This is a genomic window from Pedococcus sp. P2_E2, from assembly GCF_056403955.1.
Genome location: NZ_JBFUEM010000008.1, coordinates 71,609 through 96,634, shown reverse-complemented (window position 1 = coordinate 96,634; position 25,026 = coordinate 71,609). Strand labels below are relative to the sequence as shown.

Sequence of the window (25,026 nt, the reverse complement as noted above, 5' to 3'; positions counted from 1 at the left end):
TCGTTCGGGAGTCAGCGACGGCGCTGGCAGCGACCGCACCAGAACAGGTTGCGGCCCGCCACCACCTGGGTGCGGATCCGTGAACCGCAGACCCGGCACGGCTCGCCCTGACGGCGGTAGACGTAGGACGTCCGCTCCGTCAGCCGGTCGACCTCCCCCGCTGCGAGCTCAGCCCGGATCTGCTCGACCTGCTCGGCCACGGTCACGATCTTGCCGGTGACGACCCCCAGCGGCAGCAGGTCGACGAGGTCGAGCCAGATTGCGTCCCACGTCGTGCGACGGATCTCCTTGCCCGGCCGGAAGGGGTCGACCCGCTGACGGAACAGCACCTCGCTGCGATAGACGTTGCCGATGCCCGCCAGGACGGACTGGTCCATCAGCAGCTCGGCGATCGCCTTGCTGCTGCGGGAGATCTTGCGCCAGGCGATCTCCGGATCCGGTTCTGGGTGAAGGGGATCCGGGCCGAGGCGGGCCATCACTGCCTCCACCTGGTCGGGGGTTGTCACGGCGCACAGGTTGGGACCGCGGAGGTCGGCGACGTGCTCGTCGGTCGCCAACCGCAACCGGACCTGGCCCACGATCGGCACCTCCCCGGCATACGGGCGGTCGTCGATGGTGAAGGTGCCGATGAGGCCGAGGTGCACGTGCAGCCAGGCGTCCTCCTCGAACTCGGCGAAGAGGTGCTTGCCCCACGAGGTCGCGTGGACGAAGGTGCGGCCGGACAGCAGCGCGGCGCCGGCCGCGAACCTTCCCTGCGGGCTGCTCACCGTCGGCTGCGTCCCCCTGTATGCCGCGTCGAGGTCGCGTGCGAGCGCGAACAGGGTGTGGCCTTCGGGCATGGGCCCATCATGGCCTGCGCCATGACGTCCCGCTCCGTGATGACCTGACCGTGATGACCTGATCCACTGTGGCCCCGCCTCCTACACTGCACCGCATGGCGGCCACCGAGACCAGACTGCTGCTCCTCGGCGCCGTCATGCTGTTCGAGCCGGTCAACGGGTACCAGCTGCGCCGCGAGCTGCTGTCCTGGCAGGTCGAGGACTGGGCCCACGTCAACCCGGGCTCGATCTACTCGGGCCTGGCCACCTTGGCGCGACAGGGCAACCTCGAGCGTCACGACCTGGTCGACGGCAGTCGCGAGGTGGCCGTCTACACGAGCACTCCCCTGGGCCGACGTGAGTTCGAGAAGCTGTGGCGCGCAGCCGTGGAGCGCCCGGACCTCCTGTCCCCCCTGCCGTTCCACACGGGGATGGCCCTGATGCCGCTGATGAGCCGCACCGCGGTCCGCGAGGCCCTGCAGACCAGGCTGGCCAACCTCGACGCCAACGTCCGCGAACAGCTGGCCCAGGAGCGGCCGGCCGGGGCTGTCCCCCCGCACGTCCTCGCGTTGGCCGACCTCTGGATGGGCATGGGCCAGACCGAGCGTGAGTGGCTGGTCACCCTCATCGCCCGCATCGACCGCGGCGACTTCGCCCTGCGGGGTGAGCCGGTGGACTGGCAGGCCCCCGCGGACGACCCGGGCTGGCAGATGGCCAGCGACCGGCAGCGCTACGTGGAGCTCATCTCCCGCGAGCGATGAATTGCTGTCAGCAGCCGGGTCTACCTTGGTGGCGCGGGCGGTAGATATCGGCTTGACGCCAGAGTATTCAATGTTGAACACTAGCGATATTCAAGTTTGAACAAACGGCGACCCAGCCGCCAAGGGGACGGTCCGTCAGAGGGAGTTGGGGATGATCCACGCACGAGGTCTGGTGCAGACCTTCCAGACGCGCGAGGGCAGGAAGAAGGGCGAGGTACGTGCTGTCGACGGCGTCGACCTCGATGTGGCCGAGGGCGAGGTCGTCGGGTTCCTCGGGCCGAACGGCGCCGGCAAGACCACGACGCTGCGCATGCTGACCACCTTGCTGAGGCCCACGGCGGGCACGGCCACGGTGGCCGGCTTCGACGTCGTCAAGGAGTCCGAGAAGGTCCGACGGTCGATCGGTTACGTCTCGCAGAGCGGGGCCACGGGGCAGTTCGCCCGCGCCGGTGACGAGGTCGTCGACCACGGCATGCTCTACGGCATGTCGGGCGCCGACGCGCGCCGTCGGGGCCAGGAGCTGTTCGGCCAGCTCGACCTCGAGGGACTGTGGGGGCGCCAGCCGAAGACCATGTCGGGTGGCCAGCGCCGCCGCCTCGACATCGTCATGGGGCTGATCCACGAGCCGACGCTCGTCTTCCTCGACGAGCCGACGACAGGCCTCGACCCGCAGGCCCGGGCCAACCTCTGGACCCACATCGCCGACCTGCGCAAGCGACGCGGTGCGACGGTCTTCCTCACCACCCACTACCTCGACGAGGCCGACGCCCTGAGCGACCGGATCATCGTGATCGACCACGGCAAGATCATTGCCGCCGACACCAGCGACAACCTCAAGGCCCAGGTCTCCGGCGACCTCGTCGACCTGGAAGTTGCGGACCCCGACCTGGTGGCCGAGGCGGCCAAGCGACTCGATGCGATCGCCGAGTCCGGCAGCGACGGCCGCGACGCCGTCGAGATCGACGGCAACCACGTGCGCGGCCGCGTGCAGCGCGCCGGCAAGGCGGTACCCGGCCTGCTGGCCGACCTGCGCGGCGCCGACATCGACCTCGAGTCGATCGAGGTCCTGCGCCCCACCCTCGACGACGTGTTCCTCACCCTCACCGGCCGCTCGCTGCGCGACGCAGAGGCCACCACGCCGGCCGACCCGACCTCGAAGGAGAAGTGACATGCAGTTCCTGCGTGAGTCCTTCATCGTCTTCCGCCGCCAGCTCCGGATGAACCTGCGCAACCCTGCCTGGGTGCTCATCGGCCTGATGCAGCCGATCCTCTACCTGTTCCTGTTCGGACCGCTGCTCAAGCCGATGGCCGCTCAGATGGGCTACGCGAACAGCTGGACCTTCTTCGTGCCCGGCATGCTGATCCAGCTCGGCATGTTCGGCGCCTTCTTCGCGGGCTTCGGGCTGATCTCGGAGTGGCGTGACGGCGTCATCGAGGCCGAGCGGGTGACGCCGGCCAGCCGGACGGCCCTGCTCATGGGACGGCTGTGGCGTGACCTGCTCCAGCTGTTCGTCCAGGCACTCGTGCTGGTCGGGCTCGGTTACTGGGTCGGCATGGCGGCGCCCCTGCGAGGGGTCGTCCTCGGCGTCGCGCTCACCCTGCTCGTCGGCGGCGCGTGCGCGGCGGCCTCCAACGCCCTGGCACTGACCACCAAGAGCGAGGACGTCATGGCACCGGTCATCAACGTCGTGATGATGCCGGTCCTGCTCCTGTCGGGCATCCTCCTGCCGATGACGCTCGGACCGGACTGGCTCCAGCGCACCAGCGACTTCATGCCGTTCCGGTGGATCACCGATGCCGTGCGTGGTTCGTTCCTCGGCGACTTCGGGACGAACGCGATGCTCTGGGGCTCCCTCTGGGCGGTGGGCCTGTTCGCCATCGCGCTCTGGTGGGGCACCTCGACCTTCCGCAAGGAGAACGCCTAGGTCGGAGGTCGGCCTCAGCTGGCCTTCTTCGCGGCCTTCTTGGTCGCTGTCTTCTTCGCGGCGGTCTTGGTGGCCGGCTTCTTCGTCTCGGAGGTGGACTCCCCACGCGACGCCTTGGCCTTGTCGACGGACTTCTTGAGGGCGGCGAGCAGGTCGACGACCTCGCCCGACTCGTCCTTGGACTCGGGTGCGAACTGCACCTCGCCGCCTTCGACCTTGGCCTTGACGAGCGACTGCAGGGCCGCGGCGTAGTCGTCCTCGTAGTCATCGGGCTGGTAGTCCCCCGCGAGCTGCTCGATCAGCAGGTCGGCCATCGCCAGCTCCTGCTTGGTCGCCTTGGCGTCGTCGTCGAGGGAGGCGAAGTCGGGCTTGCGGATCTCGTCGGGCCACAACATGGTCTGCATCAGGATCACGCCCTCGTGGACGCGCAGCACCGCCATCGTCATCCGGGTGCGGATGGAGACCGTCACGACTGCGACCCGGTTCTCCTTCTCGAGGGCGTCCCGCAGCAGGATGTACGGCTTGGTGGAGGCCTTGTCGGGCTCGAGGTAGTACGACTTGTCGTAGAGCATCGGGTCGATCTGCTCGGCGGGGACGAATTTCTCGACCGAGATCTCCTTGCTGCTCGTGGCCGGCAGGTCCTTGAAGTCCTCGTCGGTGAGGACCACCATCTCGCCGTCCTCGGTCTCGTACCCCTTGGCGATGTCGTCGTAGGACACGATCTCGCCGTCGATGCTGCAGATGCGCTGGTACTTGATCCGGCCACCGTCCTCGCGGTGCACCTGCCGGAACTGCACGTCGTGGTTCTCGGTGGCGGAGTAGAGACGGATCGGCACGTTCACCAGGCCGAAGGACACCGCGCCCTTCCAGATCGCTCGCATGCTTGTCGTCCTTCCGTCTGCCTGCCCGCGGACAGGCACCCATCCCTGACGAGGCGCCTCGGGCCTCGCGCGTGGAAACCAGCCTATGCGTCAGGATGGCCCCATGCGCCCCATGCTGGCCAGTCCCGCCACCAGCATCCCCGACGGGGACGACTGGATCCACGAGGTGAAGTGGGATGGCATGCGCGTGCTCGCGGACGTGCGCGACGGCGTGCTCACCCTGACCTCGCGCATCGGCAACGACGTGACGGCCAGCTACCCGGAGCTGGCCGACCTCGCGGCCTCCTACGACGACATGCTGCTGGACGGCGAGGTCGTCGCCCTCGAGGGGGGTCGCCCGTCGTTCGGGGCGTTGGCCGACCGGATGCACGTGCGCGACCGCCGCAAGGCCGAGCGCCTGGCCGCAGTCAGACCGGTGACGTTCATGATCTTCGACCTGCTGCGGCTCTACGGGTCCGACCTCACCGCCCAGCCGCTGTCGGCTCGGCGCGAGCTGCTGGAACGCCTCGACCTCTCGGGTCGGCACTGGCAGGTCCCACCGGTCTACGAGGACGGTCAGGAGCTCTACGCAGCGACCCTCGAGCAGGGTCTGGAAGGCGTGGTGAGCAAGCGCCTCACTGCGCCCTACCTCCCGGGCCGCCGCTCGGCCGACTGGCTCAAGTCACCCCACCGGGCAACCCTGTCCGCCGTCGTGGGCGGCTGGCGAGCGGAGAAGACCAACGACTCCGGGCGGCTCGGGGCGGTCCTGCTCGGGGTCCCCGACGGCAACGGAGGATGGCGGTTCGCCGGGCGGATGGGCAGCGGCATCGCCGGACGCGCGGCCACCCAGCTCGCCGAGGCCCTCGCCCCTCACACCCGCCCGGACTCGCCCTTCAGCGACGAGGTACCCCGCATCGACAGCGTCGGGGCGACGTGGGTCGACCCTGCGGTGGTGGTGGAGGCTCGCACCCTCGAGGTGACGCGCGACGGCAGGCTGCGCCAGCCGGCATACCTCGGCATCCGCACCGACCTCACGCCCGAGGACCTGCAGGAGATGGACGATGCCTGAGCGCTACGTCCCCCAGACAACGCGCGTCGAGGTGGGCGGCCGCAGGCTCAAGCTGACCAGCCTCGACAAGCTGCTCTTCCCCTCGACCGAGACCACCAAGGGGGAGGTGCTCAACTACTACGCGCAGGTCGCCGACGTGATCCTGCCGCATCTGGCCGACCGGGCGCTGACGCGGGTGCGCTGGCCGCACGGGACCGGCGACCAGAGCTTCTTCGAGAAGAACCTGCCGTCGGGGGCCCCGCCATGGCTGCCCCGGGTCACGGTCGACACGGTGACCTACCCGATGGTCGAGGACCTGGCCCAGCTGACCTACCTGGTCAACCTCAACTCCATCGAGCTGCACATCCCCCAGTGGCGGGTCGTCGGCGGCGAGCGGGCGCACCCCGACCGGTTGGTCATCGACCTCGACCCGGGGTCGCCCGCGGGCCTGCGTGAGTGCGCGCAGGTCGCGATCATGGTGCGCGACCGGCTCGGCGCGCTGGGCCTGGACCTCTTTCCGGTCACCAGCGGCAGCAAGGGGATGCAGCTCTATGCCGGGCTGCCGGGCGACCTCACCTCCGACCAGACCCGCGATCTCGCCATGCAGCTGGCCCAGGAGCTCACCAAGAAGCACCCCGACCTGATCGTCTGGAAGATGACCAAGTCGCTGCGACCCGGCAAGATCTTCCTCGACTGGAGCCAGAACGTCGCAGCCAAGACGACCATCTGCCCCTACTCCCTGCGCGGCAAGGAGACGCCGACGGTCGCGGCGCCCCGGTCGTGGGACGAGGTCGAAGCCGGAGCCGACGGCGCGAAGTTCGAGCAGCTGATGTTCGACGAGGTGCTCGACCGGCTCGAGTCCGAGGGGGACCTGCTCGCCGATCTGCTCAGCTAGCCGCGCAGCCGACCGCCGGTCTGTCCGCGGCCGGCCGCAGTCGCGAGCCGGGGGCAGCCGGAGCACTCGTGCACGCCGGGCAGCACGTAGATGAAGCAGCACGAGCCGCGCCGGGGAGGTCGCTGGCCGCTGGCTCGCGCCAGGGTCATCGCCCAGACGTCGTCGACCATCGCCCGCCTGGTGTGCTCACCCAGCTTGGCGTCGGACCGATAGCCCAGCGCCAGCTCGAGCCCCGCCACCCGGTATGCCGCCCGGGCAGCTTCCAGCCGGTCGTCGAGGCCCGCCTCGGTGACCGTGGGGGCACGGAACTGGGCTGCGACGGGGTAGAGCTGCGTCGGTTGCAGGGCGAAACTGAGGCCGGAGTCCTCGGGGTGCAGGACCCCTGAATGGTGCCGGGCGGCATGCACCCCGACTTCCGCGGCCACCTCGAGAGTCCACTGAAGAACAAAAGCCGACGGCATGGAGGCCGGGACGACGGTGGCGTACTGGTGGTTCGTCGAGATCGTCAGCCGCTGACGCCATTCACGTAATGGATCCTCACCCCTGCGCTGACCAGCAAGAATTGCCCGCCAGTCCCAGAAAAGGTCCGGAGTGCCTTCTGGGACGCGGCGGATATCCAGCGTCAGTGCGCCTTGTCGTAGGCGGCCTGGACCTCGGCGGAAATGCGGCCGCGATCGCTGACCTTGTGCCCGTTGGACCGCGCCCACTCGCGCACGTCACCGAGGTCGCGCTTGCCGGTGCCTCGGCCGCCGGCAGCAGGTCGACCCGCGGTGCGGCGGCCCGCCGAGCGCCGTGCATGGCCGACATAGGGCGCCAGCGCATCACGCAGGGCAGCGGCGTTCTTGCCGTTGAGGTCGATCTCGTAGGTGACCCCGTCGAGGGCGAAGGTCACCGTCTCGTCTGCAACCGAACCGTCGATGTCGTCCTCGAGCACAATGCTCACGCGCTGGGCCATGGAGTTTCCTCTCGGCAAAAATGAATGGGGCGGGAGGCCAAAGATAGTGGCCACGCCAGTTCATTCTCAAATGCCCGTCAGAAAGGCCCCTCAGGAAATCTTCTCGCCATTCGCAGAATGCCCTGAATTGTCCTTCGCACTCTCGTCCCCGGCGTGCGCCGCCTCCCATTGGGAATGCGCCAAACGCTCCTTGCGGTCGCCCTCGATCATGTTCTTGATGACCAGCCAGAAGAGGAATCCCACACCGGCCGAGGGAATCAGCGCGGCGATGTAGGGCCAGATGCCGCTCATCGGGAAACCTCCGGCTTGAGGTGCGGGAACAGGATCGTCTCGCGGATGCTGGCGTCGGTGAACAGCATCACGAGGCGGTCCACGCCGAAGCCGAGTCCGCCCATCGGGGGTGCGCCGTACTCCAGGGCCCGAAGGAAGTCCTCGTCGAGCTGCATGGCCTCGGGGTCGCCCCCGGCAGCCTTGACCGACTGGGCCGTGAGCACCTCGCGCTGGACCACCGGATCGACGAGCTCCGAGAAGCCCGTCCCGCGTTCGACCCCAGCGATGATGAGGTCCCAGGCCTCGATCAGCCCCGGCTCGCTGCGGTGCGGGCGGGCCAACGGCTGTGCGATCGCGGGGTAGTCGCACAGGAACGTCGGCTGGAGCAGCCCCGGCTCGACGAGCTCACCGAGCAGCTCGAGGAACACCTTGTCCTTGTCCCAGGCCGGGTCGATGGCCACGTCGTGCTTCGCGGCATACCCACGCAGGGTGTCGACGTCGGTGTCGATGGTGACCGTCTCACCCACCGCCTCGGAAACGCCCTCGTAGACAGGCAGCCAGCGCCACTCGCCGTCGAGGTCGACGGTGCCGGCCGCGGTCTCGACCTGGCGCGAGCCGAGCGCGTCGGCGACGCCGAGGAAGACGTCGCGCATGAGGGCGGCGATGCTCGTCTGGTCACCGTAGGCCTGGTAGGCCTCGAGCATCGTGAACTCTGGGCTGTGGGTGGCGTCGACGCCCTCGTTGCGGAAGATGCGGCCCATCTCGTAGACCCGGTCGACTCCCCCGACCACGGCCTTCTTGAGGTTGAGCTCCAGGGCGATGCGCAGGGTCATCTCCTGGTCGAACGCGTTCATGTGGGTGCGGAACGGACGAGCCGCCGCGCCGCCGTGGACGAGCTGGATGATCGGCGTCTCGACCTCGAGGTAGCCCTGGGTGTCGAGGACACCGCGGATCGCGGACAGCGCGCGAGCCTTGGTGCGCACCATGTCGCGGGCCTCCTGCCGGACGATCAGGTCGGCGTAGCGCTGGCGCACGCGCGACTCCTCCGACAGGTCCTTGTGCAGCACCGGCAGCGGACGCAGCGCCTTGGACGCCATCTCCCACCGGGTGGCCATCACCGACAGCTCGCCGCGGCGCGAGGAGATCACCCTGCCCTCGACGAACACGTGGTCGCCGAGGTCGACGGTCGACTTCCAGTCGGCCAGGGCGTCCTCGCCGACCTCCGCCAGGCTGAGCATGACCTGCAGGCGGGTGCCGACGCCCTCCTGGAGCGTCGCGAAGGCGAGCTTGCCGGTGTTGCGGATGAAGATGACGCGCCCGGCGACACCGACGACGTCCTGGGTCTCCTCGCCGGTCTCGAGGTGCCCCCACTGCTCACGGACCTCACCGAGGGTGTGCGTGCGCGGCACCTGCACCGGGAAGGCCTGCTTGCCCTCGGCCAGCAACCGGTCCCGCTTCTCGCGACGCACCTTCATCTGCTCGGGGAGGTCGGCGTCGGGCTGGGTCGCCACGTCAGTGGCGTCGGTCGCGCTGGGGGTCTGGCTCACCCGCAAAGGGTACCGACCGGCACACGGTGCCTCGCAGGGCGGACCGCGGCGGCCTCTGTTGGAAGCGGCGGGCGGGGCGAGGTCAGTCCGCGAGGTCGAGGGCGAGATCGAGGATCGGGGAGGAGTGGGTCAGCCCGCCGACACTGAGGTAGTCGACACCGGTCTCGGCGTACTCGCGCGCCACCTGGAGCGTGAGCCCTCCCGTGGCTTCGAGCTCGACGGCCTCACCGGTCGCACGCACGGCCTGCACCGTTTCGCGCAGCCGCTGTGGAGACATGTTGTCGCACAACAGGAAGCGTGCGCCGACCTCGACCGACTCGAGGGCCTCCTCCGTCGTGGTGACCTCCACCTGGATCGGCACGTCGGGGAACTTCGCCAGCACCGCGGCATACGCCTTGCTGAGCGAGCCGGCGGCGAGCTTGTGGTTGTCCTTGATCATGGCCACGTCGAACAGGCCCATGCGCTTGTTGGTGCCGCCACCCGCGCGGACCGCGTACTTCTCGAGGGCGCGCAGCCCTGGGGTGGTCTTGCGGGTGTCGAGGACCGTGGCACCGGTGCCTTCGAGCCGCTGCGCCCAGGCGTGGGTGTTCGTGGCGATGCCGGAGAGGCGGCACACGAGGTTGAGCATGGTTCGTTCGCCGACCAGGGTCACCTGGGTCGACCCGGCCAGCGTGGCGACCACGTCGCCCTTGCCGACGAGGTCGCCGTCGCGGTGCTTCGTGGTGATGCGCAGCGGCTCGGCGCCCATCCGCCTGGCCACCTCGTCGAAGACCATCGCAATGAGGGGTATGCCGGCCAGCGCGCCGTCCTCGCGCACCACGACGTGCGCCGTGCTCACCTGCTCGACCGGGATGGTGGCCGTCGTCGTGACGTCGACGCCGTCCGGCCCACCGAGGTCCTCGTCGAGGGCGGTGCGGATGACGGCCAGGGCGTCGGCCTCGGGGAACCGCAGGTCTGCGAGGTCGACAGGGTCGGCCGAGGGTGCGCCGGTCATGCGAGGTCCTGTTCGGGAACGGGTTCGAAAGTGGTGGAGAGCGTGCCGTCGGCGCCTCGGAGGACCAGGGTGTGGCCGCGCCAGCGGGGATCGACCTGGTCGGGATGGTCGCTGCGGACGTGACCACCGCGGGTCTCCTCGCGCAAGGAGGCCGCCAGCGTCAGGACCTGGCCGATGTGGAGCAGGTTGGTGGTCTCCCACGACTGCGGACCGGACTCGGTGGACGTGGCGGCCAGCGCGAGGTCGTGGAGGGCGAGCGCGGTGCTCGCGAGCGAGGCGGCCGACCGCACCGCGCCTGACCCGGCCGTCATCGCGGCCTGGACCTGCACCCTGGCCGAGCCGTCGAGCAGCGCGCCCTCACCACTGGGCGCGGCCGGGACGGCCTGGGGGAGCTCCCCCCGCGCCAGCCGTTCGCTGATGTCGTCAGCGATGCGGTGGGCGAAGACCAGACCCTCCAGGAGTGAGTTGGACGCGAGCCGGTTGGCACCGTGGACCCCCGTGCAGGACACCTCGCCGCAGGCGTAGAGGCCGTCGAGGGACGAGCGTCCGACGAGGTCGGTGCGCACGCCGCCGCTGGCGTAGTGCTGCGCCGGGGCGACCGGCAGCAGCTCGGTCGCGGGGTCGAAGCCGAGCTCGCGACAGCGCGCCACGATGGAGGGAAAGCGCTCCTCGAGGAACTCCTTGCCGAGGTGGCGGGCGTCGAGGTAGACGTGGTCCTCCCCCGTCTCCTGCATCCGGTCGACGATGGCCCGCGAGACCACGTCGCGTGGCGCGAGGTCGGCCAGCGGGTGACGTCCCTGCATGAACCGCTCTCCGTCGCGGTCGACGAGGAAGGCCCCCTCACCGCGCACAGCCTCGGAGATGAGCGGCTGCTGACCGCTGGAGCCCGGCCCCAGCCACAGCACCGTGGGGTGGAACTGCACGAACTCGACGTCGGCCATGACGGCACCGGCGCGCAGCGCCGCCGCCATGCCGTCGCCCGTGGCGACCGACGGGTTGGTCGTCGCGGAGTAGACCTGTCCCAGCCCGCCGGTGGCGAGCACCACCGCACGGGACCGGGCTGCTCCGACGCCGTCCATCTGCCCCTCGCCGATGACGTGCAGCGTCACGCCACAGACGCGGGACTCCGTGTCCTGCAACAGGTCCACGACCAGGGCGTGCTCGATGACCTCGATGCCTGGGTCGTCCTTGACGCGGTGCAGGGCGGCGATCAGGGCCCGGGAGATCTCCTTGCCCGTGGCGTCGCCGCCGGCATGGGCGATCCGGTCCTTGTGGTGGCCGCCCTCGCGGGTGAGCTTGAGCCCTCCCGCGTCGTCGAGGTCGAACTCGGCGCCGAGGGCGACCAGCTCGTGGACGCGCGCGGGACCCTCGTGGACCAGGGCCGTCACCGCGGGGACGTCGCAGACCCCGCACCCCGCCACCAGGGTGTCGTGCAGGTGCTCCTCGGGGGAGTCCCCCGGGTCGAGGGCCGCTGCGATGCCGCCCTGGGCCCACTGGGTGGACCCCTCGTTGAGCACCGTCTTGGTGACCAGCAGCACGCGGTCCACGCGCTGCCGCAGCCGCAGGGCGGTCGTGAGGCCGGCGATGCCCGAACCCACCACGATGACGTCCGCCGACGTCGTCCACCCGGGCAGGCCCGCGACCAGCCGGCGCGGGATGGTCGGTCCGGGCTGGTCGGTCGCGGCGCGGCCGGCGACGGGGGCGTCAGTCATGGTGGCGCCGCGTCACGGCCGAGGTCTTCAGTCCGAAGCCCTCGGGCACGTCCCCGCCGTCGTGGCCGATCTCGACGATCTTGTTGTCCTTGTCGACGAAGACGACCTCCGGCTCGAAGGTCCTCGCCTCCTGGTCGTCCATGGCGGCGTACGCGATGATGATGACCGTGTCGCCGGGTGAGATGAGCCGAGCCGCCGCACCGTTGATGCAGACGATGCCGGACCCCCGCTCCCCCTCGATCGCGTAGGTCGTCAGGCGGTTGCCGTTGTCGACGTCGACCACGTCGACCTGCTCCCCCGGCAGCAGGCCGGCGGCATCCATGAGGTCGCGGTCGATCGTGAGCGACCCGACGTAGTGCAGGTCCGCCTGGGTCACCGTGGCCCGGTGGATCTTGGCGTAGAGCATGAAGCGCTGCATGTGCTCGTTCCTCGGTTACTGCGTGGGGTGGTTGCCTTGGGTGTCAGCTGCCGGCGGAGTCGACGTCGGAGAAGACCTCGAGAGCCCCTCCGCCGGGTCCCACCGAGATGGGCAGGTTGTCGATCAGCCTCGTGGTGCCGACGCGGCCGGCGACCGCAAGGAGGGCCTCGCCCCGGTACCACTCCGGCACGTCCTCCAGCGTCGAAGGGTGCACGAGGACGAGGTAGTCGATCAGCGCCAACGGCTCGCGGACCAGCACGGTGCGGGCGGCCCGCCGGATAGCCGACGGTCCCTCGGCCGCCGCCGCCGCACCGGCACGCAGGGCCTGCGACAGGCACAGCGCGGTCTCGCGGTCGGAGTCGGTGAGGTAGGTGTTGCGGCTGCTCATCGCCAGCCCGTCGGACTCACGCACGGTGGGCACCGAGACGACCTTCACCGGGAAGTCGAGGTCGCGCACCATCCGCCGGATCAGCAGGAGCTGCTGGGCGTCCTTCTGCCCGAAGTAGGCGGAGTCCGCGCGGGTCAGGTGCAGCAGCTTGGCGACGACCGTCAGCATGCCGTCGAAGTGGCCGGGGCGGGCCTGCCCCTCGAGCACGTTGCCCAACGGCCCCGCCGAGATGCGCACGGCGGGGTCGCCGTCCTGGTAGATGACGTCCGGCGTCGGGGCGAAGACCAGGTCCACCCCTGCCCGACGGCAGATCTCCATGTCGTCGTCGAAGGTCCGGGGATAGCGCGACAGGTCCTCGCGCGGCCCGAACTGAAGGGGGTTCAGGAAGATCGTGACGACCACGTGGGCGGCAGCCTGCCGAGCCGTCTCGATGAGCGTCGCGTGCCCCTCGTGGAGGGCGCCCATGGTCATGACCACCGCGACGTCGCCGTTGGTGAGGGTGCGCCTGGCCGCGCGCAGCTCGTCGCGGGTCCGCGCCACCACGGGTTCGCCACCCCCGAGAGGCCTCGGGTCGGTGAGTGCCGTGGCCGCGGAGGCGGACGGCATACCGGAGTGTTCGCTCACTTATCGCTCCTGGTCGGTCGCGAGGATGTCCAACAGGGGTTCGGCCACGTGTGGCTTGAGCCGACCGCTGGCCAGGGCTCGTTCGGCGGTGGCCCGCGCGAGGGCCAGGTAGGTGGGTCTGATGTCAGGGCTGAGGCTCTGGAGTTGTCGCAGGTGCTCGGCAACGGTACCCGCATCGCCGCGCGCGACGGGCCCGGTGAGGGCAGCGTCACCCGCGCGCAACGCGTTGTCGAGTGCGGCGGACACCAAGGGGCCGAGCACCCGGGACGGCGTCTCGACGCCTGCTGCCCGCAGCGCCTGCAGTGACTGGGCGATGAGGGTGACGAGGTGGTTGGCCCCGTGCGCCAGGGCTGCGTGGTAGAGCGGCCGGGCCGACTCCTCGATCCAGACGGGTTCGGCGCCGATCTCGAGGACCAGCGCCTCGGCGACCGGGCGGAGCGGCTCGGGAGCGGTCACGCCGAAACAGCACTCCACGAGGCGTTCGAGGTCGAGTCCAGTGCCCGTGAACGTCATGGCCGGGTGCAGCGCCAGCCCGAGGACGTGCTGCTCGAGGGCCGGGGTGTAGACCTCGAGCCCGTGTCGACCCGACGTGTGCGCGACGAGCTGGCCCGCCTGCCACGTCCGGGTCGCGGCCAGCCCGGCGACGAGGTCGGCCAGCGCGTCGTCAGGGACCGCGAGGAGGACGAGCTCGGATCGCCGCACCACGTCCTCCGGGGAGACGACGGGTATGCCGGGCAGGAGCTGGGCGGCGCGGCTGCGGGACTCCTCGCTGACGCCCGAGACCGCGACCACGCGATGGCCGACCCGCTGGAGCGCCGCCCCCAGGACGGCACCGACGCGACCGGTCCCGACGACGCCGACGTCGAGTCGCGCTGGACGCTCGTCGGCCGAAGTCACCTGTCCAACCTATCTCGCGGGTTCTGCACCCGACGCAGCGCTCCTGCGTTGATTGCGCGAGTGCCGACCAACCTGGGTCGGCATAGGTTGGCTGGGTGACCCTCCTCGACTGGCAGGCGGCCTGGCAGGGCGCCCTCTACGGTCCCGATGGCTTCTACCGCGCCGCTCCGGGGCCGGCGGGTCACTTCACGACGGCCACGCACGGCGCCCTGGGGGAGGTCCTCGCCGGCGCCGTGGCACGCCTGGCGCGGGAGAACGGCCTCACCCACGTGGTCGACGTCGGCGCCGGCCGCGGCGAGCTCCTCACCCAGGTGCAGGCCGCGGACCCTGCACTGCGCCTCACCGGGGTCGACGTCGTGGCGAGACCCGAGGCTCTCCCCCCGTCCGTCGAGTGGCAGGTCTCGCCCGGGGGTCCAACACTGCCGGTGGAGCTGCGCGACCTCGACCGCGCGCTCGTCTTCGCCCACGAGTGGCTCGACGTCGTGCCGTGTCCCGTGGCCGAGGTGGACGATGACGGAGTGCTTCGGCTGGTTCAGGTGGACGTCCACAGCGGTGAGGAGACGCTCGGTGCGACGGTTGACGGCGACGACCTCGCATGGGCCGAAACACACTGGGAGGCAACGGAGAGCGGCGACCGGGTCGAAGTCGGGCTCCCCCGCGACCAGGCGTGGGCCGAGCTCGTCAGCCGGGTCGACCGCGGCGTCCTCGTGGCCGTGGACTACGGCCACCGCGGCGGTGACCGTCCCCGGGCGGGCACGCTCGCGGCATACCGGCGCGGTCAGCTGGTCCCGGCCGTCCCCGACGGGACGTGCGACCTGACCGCCCACGTGGCCATGGACACCCTCGACCACGACGAGCTGCTCGACCAGCGCACGGCGCTGCGCGGGCTGGGGGTGGACGGACGGCACCCACCCGTGGAGCTCGCGGGACGCGACCCGCAGGCCTACCTGCAGGGGCTGGCCGCCTCGTCAGCGGCGGCGGCCCTGACCGCGGCCGGTGGCTTCGGCGACTTCCTGTGGGCGGTCAAGCGCGTGGGCTGACGACCAGTCGCTCGAAACCGCGCAGCACGAACGTCGGGCGACGTCGCGCCTCGACGACCACGAGGTCCGGGAAGCGGGCGAGCATGGTGCGCACCGAGATCTCGAGCTCCAGCCGCGCCAGTGGCGCACCGATGCAGAAGTGGATCCCGGCCCCGAACGCCAGGTGCGGGTTGGGGTCACGCGTCGGGTCGAAGCGGTCGGGCTCGGCGAACACCGCGGGATCGCGGTTGGCCGCACCGAGCAGCGCCGCCACCTTGTCACCGGGCTCGAACGCCACCCCTGCCACCTCGGCTGGTTCCTTGGCGGTTCGCTCGAACAGGTGCAGGGGGGAGTCGTGGCGCAGGAACTCCTCGACGAGGCGTGACACGGCCGCATCGTCGGCGACGTCCACTGCAGCATGGTCGGCGGCGGTCAGCCACGAGTGCAGCCCGTTGCCGAACCCGTTGACACTCGCCTCGTGACCCGCGTTGAGCAGCAGCACCGCCGTGGCCACGAGCTCGTGCGCCGACAGCCGGTCCGACCCGTCACGAGCGGTGACGAGGTCGGTGAGCAGGTCGTCGCCCGGCGCCTCGGCGCGGTGCGCCGCAAGCTCCTCGACGTATGCCGCGAACGCACCGCAGGCCTCGCGCGCCGCCTTCTCGTCCGCCGGCGTCCGGCCCACCTCGTACATGCGGACGATGGCCTGGGACCACGGGCGCAGGTGGTGCCGGTCGGCCTCGGGGACGCCGAGGAGCTCGGCGATCACGAGGACGGGCAACGGCTCGGCGTAGTGCTCGATGACGTCGAACTCGCCGTCGGGCAGCTCCGCGAGCAGCCCTTCGGCCAGCTCCTGGATGCGGGGCGCCAGCCGCTGCACGTGCCCTCGCCCGAACGCGCCGGCAACCAGGCGGCGCAGGCGGGTGTGCTTCGGCGGTTCGCTGTCGAGGATCGAGTCGGCGTGCAGCCAGTTGAAGGTGTCCCAGTCGGCGTCCGGCGTGCGCGGCGCGAAGACCCGGCCCAGTCGTCGGTCGCGCAGGACGGCGCCGGCTTCGGCGTGCCCACTCGCGAGCCAGACACCCAGGCCGCTGTGCCAGGCCAGCGGTGCAACGGCACGCAGTGCGGCGAGGTGCGGGTAGGGGTCCGCGACGACTGCGGGGTCGCCCAGATCGAGGAAGTCGGCGGCGTCGACAGGGGGCTGGGCGGGCACAGGAGCAGCCTGCCGCAGGTTGCCCGGTTTTGTCAGGCGCTGCTTCGAGGGCAAACTTGACTGTTGCTGTCACTCGAAAGGACCCCTGTCCCCATGAAGCACCAGCACCACCTGCGCGCGACCACCGCCGCGATCCTGGCCGCCTCCGTGGCTGGTGCTCTGCTGTCCGCGTGTGGGTCCGACTCTCCTCGCACCGGCGGCGACGTCACGGTGACGGTGACGCCGACCGTGACCGCGACGCCTCCGGCTGACAAGACACCGGCCACGCCCAAGGCCCCCAAGTCGGACGTGAAGGGCCGCGCCTTCGACTTCGGCCTCGTGACCAAGGTGAGCTCCGTTGCCGGCACAGCCGTCATCGAGCTGGACCGCGTGACGTGGAACAAGCTGGACGATGCCAAGCTGGCGAAGAACGGCGTCCCCACGGGCCCGTTCAAGGGGGCGGTCCCCTACACGAACCAGAACACCAAGCTGACCTACACGATCCCGGTGGCTGCCGGGGCTCGGATCCTCTACAGCCACTGCATCGCCGCCGACCAGCCGCTGCAGATCAAGTCCGTGCCGCCGTCCGGCCTCACGGGGCTGGCGGACCGCGAGAACACCGTGCTCGTCCAGCTCGACGCCAAGGGCTACGCCACCTCGATGCAGAACATCCCCGGCTGCCCCGGCTGACCTGCGTCACCGCCTGACCTGACGCCCGTGCACCGCGGCGACCACGCGGCATACGGCAGACTGGCGCCGTGACCACGACGGAAGGCCGACGCGAGCTCACCGTCGGCATGGGTGCCGGCGGCCTGGCCACGGCGGACATGGTCCTCAACATCGGCCCGCAGCACCCGGCAACGCACGGCGTGCTGCGGCTGCGCATCGTCGTCGACGGCGAGCGCATCGTGTCGGCGGAACCGATCGTCGGGTACATGCACCGCGGCGCGGAGAAGCTCTTCGAGGTCCGCGACTACCGGCAGATCATCGTCCTGGCCAACCGCCACGACTGGCTGTCGGCCTTCTCCTCCGAGCTCGGCGTGGTGCTGGGCGTCGAGCGGATGCTCGGCATGGAGGTGCCCGAGCGGGCGGTGTGGGCCCGCACCCTGCTGGCCGAGCTCAACCGGGTGCTGAACCACCTGATGTTCCTCGGCTCCTACCCGCTCGAGCTCGGCGCCATCACGCCGATCTTCTACGCCTTCCGCGAGCGCGAGGAGCTCCAGGCGGTCATGGAGGAGGCGTCGGGCGGGCGGATGCACTACATGTTCAACCGGGTGGGTGGGCTCAAGGAGGACCTCCCAGCCGGCTGGCTCGACCGCGTCGCGTATGCCGTGTCAGCAGTTCGTGGGCGGCTGCCAGACATCGAGTCGCTCATCGTGGGCAACGAGATCCTGGAGGCCCGCACCCGCGGAGTAGGCGTGGTGTCGCCGGAAGTGATTGCGGCGTATGGGGTCTCGGGTCCCATCGCGCGCGCTGCCGGCGTCGACATGGACCTGCGGCGCGACGAGCCCTACCTCGCCTACGCCGAGCTGTTCGCCGAAGGCGGCCCCGGTCGCGTGGTGACGCGCACGGCCGGCGACTGCCTGGCCCGGCTCGAGGTGCTCCTCGAGCAGGTGCACGTGAGCCTCGACCTCGCGGAGGCGTGTCTGGACCGCCTTAGGTCGCTGCCCCAGGGCCCGGTCAACGTCAAGCTGCCCAAGGTGCTCAAGGTCCCCGAGGGCGACCTGTACACCGCGACCGAGAACCCGCTCGGCTTCAACGGCTACTACCTCGTCTCGCGCGGGGAGAAGACACCGTGGCGGCTGAAGCTCCGTTCGGCGTCGTTCAACAACGTCGCCGTGCTCGCCGAGGTGCTGCCCGGCAACCTGATCGCCGACATGGTGGCGATCCTCGGCTCGATGTTCTTCGTCGTGGGCGACGTCGACAAGTAACCCCCTCCCACCCTGCCCGCGGCGCCCGCGTCCCCCGCGCCCCCCGTCCACGCACAACGGCGGTTGCCGGTGGTCAGGTGCGGGAGTCGCGGTCCGCGTCTCCGGGCGGGTCGACCCGGCACATCCGCTGGGTCAGCATCCCGGCGGTCGTGAGCACCAACGACGCCGCGCACAGCGACAGCAGCCGCCAGAGCAGGTCGCGGTAGCCGGGCAGGTCCACGTCCGCCACCGCGTGAGCCGCCTGCGCGGCATACCACCCCAGCACGCCTGAACCGGTGAGCGCGGCGGCCTGGGCGAGCACCAGTGTGCGGGCCGCCCGGATCGGGCTGAGCGACTTGCGGGCCTCGCCGCGCAGGAAGCGGCGCACCGGCAGCCCGGCCCCGATGACCAGGACCGCCATGGCGACGAGCATGACGGCGGAGACCCAGGACGCCGGTCCCAGCAGGTGGCCGGCGTTGAGGTAGAGCCTCCAGCCCAGCCACGACAGCAGCCCGACGACGAGGGCGATCGCGCCGAGCTGCGCCCAGCGCAGGCCGTGGCCCTGGTTCACCACGGCCCCTCCAGCAGGTCGATGTCGGGCCCCGGGCGCACGCCGGACACGTCCATCCCGCTGACCAGGTCGGCCACCCGCCGGACCTGGCCGCCCACGCGCAGCACCGCCTCCGAGTCGGCCTGGAGCCACGGCACGAGCACGAAGCCGCGCTCGTGCGCCCGCGGGTGCGGCAGGGTGAGTGTCGGGCTGTCCATCACGATGTCGGTGTCGAACACCGGGTCGCCGTACTGGACCAGGTCGAGGTCCAGGGTCCTCGGGCCCCAGTGGACCTCACGGGTGCGGCCGTGCGCCCGCTCGATGTCGTGCAGCCCGGCCAGGAGCGATGACGGCGCGAGGTGGGTCGTCCCCGTCACCACGGCGTTGAGGTATGCCGGCTGGTCGGGACCACCCACCGGATCGGTCTCGACGACCGGGGACACCTCGATGATGTCGATCAGCCCGTAGAGCGCGATGGCGGCGTCGTGCAGGGTCTCCAGGGAGTCGCCGACGTTGGAGCCCATCGCGATCACGACGTGCGACTGGCGCTCTCGGGTGACCCGCACCTGCACGTCGGTGAACGGGTGTCCCACGGGGGCTTCGGGCTTGTGGACGACGACCTCGACCGCCTCGACGAGGGGCCGTGCGAGGACGCGGTCGGCGATGCGGGACGCGAGGGCCTCGATCAGGTCGAGGGAGTCGCCCTCGATGAGCGCCACGACGTCGCCCGCGACCTCGGCGTAGTTGACCGTGTCGGCCAGGTCGTCGCTCGTGCCCGCGGGCCCGAGGTCGACGTGCAGGGTCACATCCACGACGAAGGTCTGTCCGTCACGCTTCTCGAAGTCGAGGACGCCGTGGTAGCCCTTGGCCGAAATCCCTTTGAGGACAATTTGATCCGTCACTGATGCACCCCTGTTGCTGTTGCCGGCGTCACTGGGCGTCCCGGATGGCGCGGGCGACCCGCATGGCGTCGAGGGTCGAGGGGACGTGGTGGACGCGCACGCCCCACGCCCCCAGCTGCGCGGCATGCACGGACGTCGCGGCCGTGGCCACGTCGCGATCCAGTGGTGGCCGCGGCTCAGCCCCCGCGGACACGCCGATCCGGCCCAGGAACGTCTTGCGGGAGGTGCCGACCAGGACCGGGTGGCCGAGCTCGACCAGCCGGTCGAGCCCGCGCAGGAGCGACCAGTTGTGCCCGGTCAGCTTGGCGAACCCGAAGCCGGGATCGAGCACGATCCGGTCGGCCCCGATCCCTGCAGCCGCGAGCTCCCCTGCCCGCTGGGACAGCTCGGCCACCACGTCTGCCACCACGTCGTCGTAGACCGCCCGGGACTGCATGTCGACGCTGTGCCCACGCCAGTGCATCGCGACGAACGGCACCCCTGCCGACGCGACGACGCCGGCCATCTCCGGGTCGGCCATCCCCCCGCTCACGTCGTTGACGATGGCCGCCCCGGCCGCGAGCGCCTCGGCCGCGACCTCCGCGCGCATGGTGTCGACCGACACGACGGCGCCCGCCGCGGCGAGGGCGGCGACGACCGGGAGCACCCGGCGCTTCTCCTCGGCCACCGACGGACGCTCGGCACCCGGTCGCGTCGACTCCCCGCCGACATCGAGGATGTCGGCACCCTGGGAGACCAGCTCACGACCGTGCTCGACGGCCGCGGACGGCTCGAACCACTGGCCGCCGTCGCTGAACGAGTCGGGGGTCACGTTGACCACGCCCATCACGACCGGGAGCCCGTCGGCCCGTCGCAGCGGCCACGAGACGTTCCCAGCCGGAGTGCTCACGCCCCACCGCCGAGCCGGCCGAGCGTCGGCCAGGTGAGGAAGGCCTCGGCCTCCAGAGCAGCCAGACCGACCCGCGGCAGGTCCGATCCCGAGGGGTAGACGAGGAACCGTGGCTGCCACTGCGGCTGGAACTTGGCGTTGAACCGGTAGAGGCTCTCGATCTGCAGCCACCGCGACGCGAACAGCAGCACCCGCCGCCAGGACTTGAGGATCGGCCCGGCACCCAGCTTGCCACCGCGCTCCAGCACGGAGCGGAACGCCGCGAAGTTCAGCGAGACCCGTCGCACGCCCAGACCCGGCGCCGCCGCGAGCGCCTCGGTGATCATCAGCTCGTTGACCCCCGCGTCGGCGCTCGAGTCACGCCGCATGACGTCGAGGGACATCCCGTCGGGACCCCAGGGGACGAACTGCAGGAAGGCTCGCACGACCCCATCCTGCCGTGCGGCCACGAACACGCACTCGGGGTCGCCCTCGTCGAGCAACCTGCCGAGCGCCATCGAGAACCCGCGCTCGGTGGCGCTGGACCGCCATGCGGAGGCGTCCGCCATGGCGTGGTCACGCACGTCGGTGGTGACGTCACGGACGCGGCAGACGTCCACGGCATACCCGGCCCGCGCGACCCGGCCCACCATCTGTCGCACGTTGCGCATCGGGCGGCCCTCGAGGGTGAAGGTCGAGGCGTCGACGACGGCTTCGTCGCCGAGCTCCAGCGCCGTGTAGCCGGTCTCGCGCACCCAGATCGTGCCGGCGTGCTCGGAGCAGCCCAGCACGGCGGGCGTCCACGCATGCGCAGCTGCCTCCGCGAGGAAGGCGTGCATCGCACCGGGCCAGGCCTCGGGGTCGCCCACGGGGTCACCGCTGGCCAGCATCACGCCGGACACCACGCGGTAGGCGATCGCCGCCTTGCCGGACGACGACCAGATCACCGACTTGTCGCGCCGGGTGTTGAAGTAGGCCAGGGAGTCGCCGTGCCGGTCGACGAGGGCACGGAGGCGGGCTTCGTCGTCATCGGTCAGGGACGGCACGGGCTCGGCGGGACGCAGCGCGAGGTAGACCGGCGTCAGCAGCGTCATCAGCCCCAGCCCGAGCAGCAGCGACCCGACGATGTCGGCGGACCTGTCCTGCGTGAACGTCAGGGGCCCGTTGGCCCCGACCATGCCCAGGCCCAGCTCCTGCACGAGCTCCCCCGGCCCCGGGAAGCCGCCCACGATGTCGCGCCGGTTGAGCCAGATGACCAGGCCGCCGGCCAGCACGGACACGACGAGCAGCACCACGAAGGCGCGAACTGCGCGCCACCGCGTCGTCGGGTCACCGAGGGCGCGGAACTCGGTGCGGTACCGCACGAGCAGCCCGAGACCGACGAGGGAGATGACTGCAGAGGCGGGTTCGGTCTTGATGGCGTGCAGGACCACCGACAGGGCGAGTAGTCCGACCGCCGCCCGCCAGGCGCGCCGCTTGCGACGCTTGAGCGAGTGCCCCAGCACGATGAGGAAGATCCCGGACACCACCGTCGCCGCCGCTGCCGCATCGGAGAGGGCACCGGGCAGCACCTCGGTGAGCCCCTGGAGGTGGACCCGCCAGGAGTGCAGCAGGCCGGTCAGCAGGTCCAGCGTGCCGACGAGGTAGGTGAGGTTGCCGAGCAGTCGGGGCGCCTTGGACGCCGCGAGCATGCCGGGGAGCCGGCTGTTGGGCTTGGCAGGGGTGGTGGGGCGCGCGAGTTCGCGTCCGGTCACCGCTTGCCCCCCAGAAGTAGCGCCATGGCTTCGGCACGGGTGGCCGCGTCGCGCAGCTGGCCCCGCACGGCCGAGGTGATCGTCCGCGACCCCGGCTTGCGGATGCCGCGCATCGACATGCAGAGGTGCTCGCACTCGACGATGACGATGACGCCCTGGGCGCCGAGGTGGGTGACGAGCGAGTCGGCGACCTGAGTCGTCAACCGCTCCTGCACCTGCGGTCGCCGGGCGTACATCTCGACGAGCCGGGCCAGCTTGGACAGTCCGGTCACGCGGCCGTCTTTGGCCGGGATGTAGCCGACGTGGGCCACGCCGTGGAAGGGCACGAGGTGGTGCTCGCACATCGAGTAGACCTCGATGTCGCGCACCAGGATCATCTCGTCGTGCTCGATCTGGAACGTCTTGGCGAGGACCTCCGCGGGGTCGAGAGCCAGCCCGGCGAAGAACTCGCCGTACGCCCGCGCCACCCTCGCCGGGGTCTCGACCAGTCCCTCGCGGTCGGGATCCTCGCCGATGGCGATCAACAGCTCACGCACGGCAGCCTCCGCACGCGGCTGGTCGACCACGTGAGGCTTGGCCTCAGTGGCCATTCGGATCGACCTGGCCACCCTCGGGGACCTCGATCACCTGGGTGGGCGGGTGCTCCTCGTGGGCCTTCACCGCGCCGGCCTCGGCCGCCTTGTCGATCGCCTCGGCGGTCTGGCGGTTGGTGCCCGCGGACTCCAGGGCGGGGGCCGAGCCGTTCTGGGCGGCCTTCTCGGCCGGGGTCAGGACGGGCGGCTGGTCGGAGAGGAACCGGGTCTCGCTGGAGAGCCAGGTCGGGCGCACGGGGCGCTTGCGGATCGGCTCGAAGATGGCCGCGAGCTCCTTGGCGTTCAGCGTCTCGTGCTCGAGCAGGTCCAGGACCAGCCGGTCGAGGATGTCGCGGTTGTCGTTGATGACGTGCCAGGCCTCGTCGTGGGCGGCGTCGATGAGCTTGCGCACCTCTTCGTCGACGATGCTGGCGACCTCTTCGGAGTAGTCCCGCTGGTGACCCATGTCGCGGCCGAGGAAGACCTCGCCCTGCGACTGGCCGAGCTTGATGGCGCCGACGCGCTCGCTCATGCCGTACTCGGTGACCATCTTGCGGGCCATACCGGTGGCCTTCTCGATGTCGTTCGAGGCACCGGTCGTGGGGTCGTGGAAGACGACCTCCTCGGCCACCCGGCCACCCATCGCATAGGACAGCTGGTCGAGGATCTCGTTGCGCGTCGTGGAGTACTTGTCGTCGGTCGGCATCACCATCGTGTAGCCGAGCGCCCGGCCGCGGGGCAGGATCGTCACCTTGGTCACCGGGTCGAGGTGGTTCATGGCTGCTGCCACGATCGCGTGCCCGCCCTCGTGGTAGGCCGTGATCTTGCGCTCCTTGGCGGACATGATCCGGGTGCGCTTCTGGGGGCCGGCGATGACCCGGTCGATGGCCTCGTCCAGCGCGGCGTCGTCGATGAGCTTGCCGTCGCTGCGAGCCGTCAGCAGGGCCGCCTCGTTGAGCACGTTGGCGAGGTCGGCACCTGTGAAGCCGGGCGTCCGGCGGGCGACCGCGAGCAGGTCGACGCCGGTGGCCATCGGCTTGCCCTGCGAGTGCACCTCGAGGATGCGGTGCCGCCCGATCATGTCGGGAGCCTCGACCGCGATCTGGCGGTCGAAGCGGCCGGGGCGCAGCAGGGCCGGGTCGAGGATGTCGGGGCGGTTGGTCGCCGCGATGAGGATGACGTTGGTCTTGACGTCGAAGCCGTCCATCTCCACCAGCAGCTGGTTGAGGGTCTGCTCACGCTCGTCGTGGCCACCGCCGAGGCCCGCACCACGGTGCCGGCCTACGGCGTCGATCTCGTCGACGAAGACGATCGCCGGGGCGTTGGCCTTGGCCTGCTCGAACAGGTCGCGGACCCGGCTCGCACCGACACCGACGAACATCTCGACGAAGTCCGAACCCGAGATCGAGTAGAACGGCACCCCGGCCTCACCGGCAACGGCCCGGGCGAGCAGGGTCTTGCCCGTGCCGGGAGGGCCGTAGAGCAGGACGCCCTTGGGGATCTTGGCACCCACCGCCAGGAACTTCGCCGGCTCGGCCAGAAACTCCTTGATCTCGTGGAGCTCCTCGACCGCCTCGTCGGCCCCCGCAACGTCCGCGAAGGTGACCTTGGGCGTGTCCTTGCTGGCGAGCTTGGCCTTGGACTTGCCGAACTGCATGACGCGCGAACCGCCACCCTGCATCTGGTTCATGAGGAACCAGAAGAGGCCGAGCAGGATGATGATCGGCAACAGCGAGCCCAGCAGCGACAGCAGCGGGTTGGTGTCCTTGATGACCTGGTTGATCCGCCCGGGAGGGGTGTTGTCCTCGAGGAGCTTGATGAACGACGGACCGGCGGCCTCGACGTACTGCGTGCGGACCTTCGTGGCGTTCTTGACGTTCTTGCCGTCGGAGTAGGTCACACCCTTCTTGAGGTCGAGGTCGACCACCTCGTTGTTCGTGACGACGGCGCGCTCCACCTTCTTCTCGGTGATGAGCTGCTGTGCGGCGGAGGTGTCGATCCGCGTGTAGCCACCGGCGTCGCTGAGGCTGAAGACCATCAACGTGATCGCGATGACGGCAACGACCCAGAACAACGGGGCCCGAAGGATGCGCTTGAAATCCATGTGTGTAGCGGGGCTGGCCGCCCCGTTCCTCCTGCTCGCTGACGCTGGG

Annotated in this window: 26 protein-coding genes; 8 read left to right on the top strand and 18 right to left on the bottom strand. The window is 70.5% G+C overall.

Going from position 1 to position 25,026, the window contains the following annotated elements:
• Positions 1 to 11 precede the first annotated feature (11 nt).
• Positions 12 to 839 (bottom strand): Fpg/Nei family DNA glycosylase, encoded by an 828-nt coding sequence (locus AC1DWR_RS17380; RefSeq protein WP_477613794.1) that lies wholly within the window; start codon positions 837 to 839, stop codon positions 12 to 14.
• Between the two features lie 95 nt (positions 840 to 934).
• Between AC1DWR_RS17380 and AC1DWR_RS17375 the strand changes: the two genes are divergently transcribed.
• From AC1DWR_RS17375 to AC1DWR_RS17365, 3 genes are all read left to right on the top strand, one after another.
• Positions 935 to 1,579, top strand: coding sequence for a PadR family transcriptional regulator (locus AC1DWR_RS17375; protein ID WP_477613795.1), 645 nt, complete (start codon positions 935 to 937; stop codon positions 1,577 to 1,579).
• 151 nt (positions 1,580 to 1,730) lie between these two features.
• Positions 1,731 to 2,747, top strand: coding sequence for an ATP-binding cassette domain-containing protein (locus AC1DWR_RS17370; RefSeq protein WP_477613796.1), 1,017 nt, complete (start codon positions 1,731 to 1,733; stop codon positions 2,745 to 2,747).
• 1 nt (position 2,748) lies between these two features.
• Complete coding sequence (locus AC1DWR_RS17365) at positions 2,749 to 3,504, top strand: ABC transporter permease (RefSeq protein WP_477613797.1); 756 nt, start codon at positions 2,749 to 2,751, stop codon at positions 3,502 to 3,504.
• A gap of 14 nt (positions 3,505 to 3,518) precedes the next feature.
• Here AC1DWR_RS17365 and ku read toward each other — a convergent pair whose 3' ends face one another.
• Complete coding sequence (gene ku, locus AC1DWR_RS17360; RefSeq protein ID WP_477613798.1) at positions 3,519 to 4,385, bottom strand: non-homologous end joining protein Ku; 867 nt, start codon at positions 4,383 to 4,385, stop codon at positions 3,519 to 3,521.
• 103 nt (positions 4,386 to 4,488) lie between these two features.
• Here ku and ligD (AC1DWR_RS17355) point away from each other — a divergent pair, with 103 nt between their 5' ends.
• Positions 4,489 to 5,433: a non-homologous end-joining DNA ligase gene (gene ligD, locus AC1DWR_RS17355; RefSeq protein WP_477613799.1), complete on the top strand. Its 945-nt coding sequence runs from the start codon at positions 4,489 to 4,491 to the stop codon at positions 5,431 to 5,433.
• Positions 5,426 to 6,307: a non-homologous end-joining DNA ligase gene (gene ligD, locus AC1DWR_RS17350; RefSeq protein ID WP_477613800.1), complete on the top strand. Its 882-nt coding sequence runs from the start codon at positions 5,426 to 5,428 to the stop codon at positions 6,305 to 6,307. Before ligD (AC1DWR_RS17355) ends, ligD (AC1DWR_RS17350) begins: the two co-directional genes overlap by 8 nt.
• Here the strand turns inward: ligD (AC1DWR_RS17350) and AC1DWR_RS17345 are convergent.
• From AC1DWR_RS17345 to AC1DWR_RS17305, 9 genes are all read right to left on the bottom strand, one after another.
• Positions 6,304 to 6,732, bottom strand: a complete 429-nt coding sequence (locus AC1DWR_RS17345) for a (2Fe-2S)-binding protein (RefSeq protein ID WP_477613801.1) — start codon at positions 6,730 to 6,732, stop codon at positions 6,304 to 6,306. The two genes, ligD (AC1DWR_RS17350) and AC1DWR_RS17345, sit on opposite strands and share 4 nt — an antisense overlap.
• Before the next feature lie 197 nt (positions 6,733 to 6,929).
• A complete protein-coding gene (locus AC1DWR_RS17340) occupies positions 6,930 to 7,262 on the bottom strand; it encodes a histone-like nucleoid-structuring protein Lsr2 (protein WP_477613802.1) in 333 nt (110 codons plus the stop codon).
• A gap of 90 nt (positions 7,263 to 7,352) precedes the next feature.
• A complete protein-coding gene (locus AC1DWR_RS17335) occupies positions 7,353 to 7,553 on the bottom strand; it encodes a hypothetical protein (RefSeq protein WP_477613803.1) in 201 nt (66 codons plus the stop codon).
• A complete protein-coding gene (lysS, locus tag AC1DWR_RS17330) occupies positions 7,550 to 9,007 on the bottom strand; it encodes a lysine--tRNA ligase (protein WP_477613913.1) in 1,458 nt (485 codons plus the stop codon). Before lysS ends, AC1DWR_RS17335 begins: the two co-directional genes overlap by 4 nt.
• Before the next feature lie 154 nt (positions 9,008 to 9,161).
• On the bottom strand, positions 9,162 to 10,073 hold the full coding sequence (nadC, locus tag AC1DWR_RS17325; RefSeq protein ID WP_477613804.1) for a carboxylating nicotinate-nucleotide diphosphorylase: 912 nt from the start codon (positions 10,071 to 10,073) through the stop codon (positions 9,162 to 9,164).
• On the bottom strand, positions 10,070 to 11,785 hold the full coding sequence (locus AC1DWR_RS17320; protein ID WP_477613805.1) for an L-aspartate oxidase: 1,716 nt from the start codon (positions 11,783 to 11,785) through the stop codon (positions 10,070 to 10,072). Before AC1DWR_RS17320 ends, nadC begins: the two co-directional genes overlap by 4 nt.
• Positions 11,778 to 12,203, bottom strand: coding sequence for an aspartate 1-decarboxylase (gene panD / locus AC1DWR_RS17315; protein ID WP_477613806.1), 426 nt, complete (start codon positions 12,201 to 12,203; stop codon positions 11,778 to 11,780). Before panD ends, AC1DWR_RS17320 begins: the two co-directional genes overlap by 8 nt.
• 43 nt (positions 12,204 to 12,246) lie before the next feature.
• Positions 12,247 to 13,197: a pantoate--beta-alanine ligase gene (panC, locus tag AC1DWR_RS17310; protein WP_477613914.1), complete on the bottom strand. Its 951-nt coding sequence runs from the start codon at positions 13,195 to 13,197 to the stop codon at positions 12,247 to 12,249.
• 18 nt (positions 13,198 to 13,215) lie between these two features.
• Complete coding sequence (locus tag AC1DWR_RS17305; RefSeq protein ID WP_477613807.1) at positions 13,216 to 14,112, bottom strand: Rossmann-like and DUF2520 domain-containing protein; 897 nt, start codon at positions 14,110 to 14,112, stop codon at positions 13,216 to 13,218.
• 95 nt (positions 14,113 to 14,207) lie between these two features.
• Between AC1DWR_RS17305 and AC1DWR_RS17300 the strand changes: the two genes are divergently transcribed.
• Entirely contained in the window at positions 14,208 to 15,152 is a 945-nt protein-coding gene (locus tag AC1DWR_RS17300) for an SAM-dependent methyltransferase (protein ID WP_477613808.1), read from the top strand.
• Here AC1DWR_RS17300 and AC1DWR_RS17295 read toward each other — a convergent pair.
• The gene (locus AC1DWR_RS17295; RefSeq protein WP_477624876.1) at positions 15,136 to 16,338 is read right to left on the bottom strand and encodes a cytochrome P450; all 1,203 of its coding nucleotides are present in this window, start codon (positions 16,336 to 16,338) and stop codon (positions 15,136 to 15,138) included. The genes AC1DWR_RS17300 and AC1DWR_RS17295 overlap by 17 nt on opposite strands.
• A 93-nt stretch (positions 16,339 to 16,431) precedes the next feature.
• On the opposite strand from AC1DWR_RS17295, the gene AC1DWR_RS17290 reads away from it, so the two are divergent.
• Positions 16,432 to 17,007 (top strand): hypothetical protein, encoded by a 576-nt coding sequence (locus AC1DWR_RS17290; protein ID WP_477613810.1) that lies wholly within the window; start codon positions 16,432 to 16,434, stop codon positions 17,005 to 17,007.
• Positions 17,008 to 17,114: 107 nt separating this feature from the next.
• Positions 17,115 to 18,248, top strand: a complete 1,134-nt coding sequence (locus AC1DWR_RS17285; RefSeq protein WP_477613915.1) for an NADH-quinone oxidoreductase subunit D — start codon at positions 17,115 to 17,117, stop codon at positions 18,246 to 18,248.
• Between the two features lie 73 nt (positions 18,249 to 18,321).
• Here the strand turns inward: AC1DWR_RS17285 and AC1DWR_RS17280 are convergent, their stop codons facing one another.
• The 6 genes from AC1DWR_RS17280 to ftsH are packed head-to-tail and all read right to left on the bottom strand — an operon-like array spanning position 18,322 to position 24,977.
• A complete protein-coding gene (locus AC1DWR_RS17280) occupies positions 18,322 to 18,798 on the bottom strand; it encodes a DUF3180 domain-containing protein (RefSeq protein WP_477613811.1) in 477 nt (158 codons plus the stop codon).
• Positions 18,795 to 19,679: a 2-amino-4-hydroxy-6-hydroxymethyldihydropteridine diphosphokinase gene (gene folK / locus AC1DWR_RS17275; protein ID WP_477613812.1), complete on the bottom strand. Its 885-nt coding sequence runs from the start codon at positions 19,677 to 19,679 to the stop codon at positions 18,795 to 18,797. The genes AC1DWR_RS17280 and folK overlap by 4 nt, the downstream gene beginning before the upstream one ends.
• A gap of 28 nt (positions 19,680 to 19,707) precedes the next feature.
• A complete protein-coding gene (gene folP / locus AC1DWR_RS17270) occupies positions 19,708 to 20,505 on the bottom strand; it encodes a dihydropteroate synthase (RefSeq protein ID WP_477613916.1) in 798 nt (265 codons plus the stop codon).
• Between the two features lie 59 nt (positions 20,506 to 20,564).
• The gene (locus AC1DWR_RS17265; RefSeq protein WP_477613813.1) at positions 20,565 to 22,301 is read right to left on the bottom strand and encodes a phosphatidylglycerol lysyltransferase domain-containing protein; all 1,737 of its coding nucleotides are present in this window, start codon (positions 22,299 to 22,301) and stop codon (positions 20,565 to 20,567) included.
• Positions 22,298 to 22,891 carry a GTP cyclohydrolase I FolE gene (gene folE, locus AC1DWR_RS17260; protein ID WP_477613814.1) on the bottom strand — a complete coding sequence of 198 codons (594 nt, stop codon included), beginning with the start codon at positions 22,889 to 22,891 and terminating at the stop codon, positions 22,298 to 22,300. The genes AC1DWR_RS17265 and folE overlap by 4 nt, the downstream gene beginning before the upstream one ends.
• Complete coding sequence (ftsH, locus tag AC1DWR_RS17255) at positions 22,881 to 24,977, bottom strand: ATP-dependent zinc metalloprotease FtsH (protein WP_477613815.1); 2,097 nt, start codon at positions 24,975 to 24,977, stop codon at positions 22,881 to 22,883. Before ftsH ends, folE begins: the two co-directional genes overlap by 11 nt.
• Positions 24,978 to 25,026: the final 49 nt, after the last annotated feature.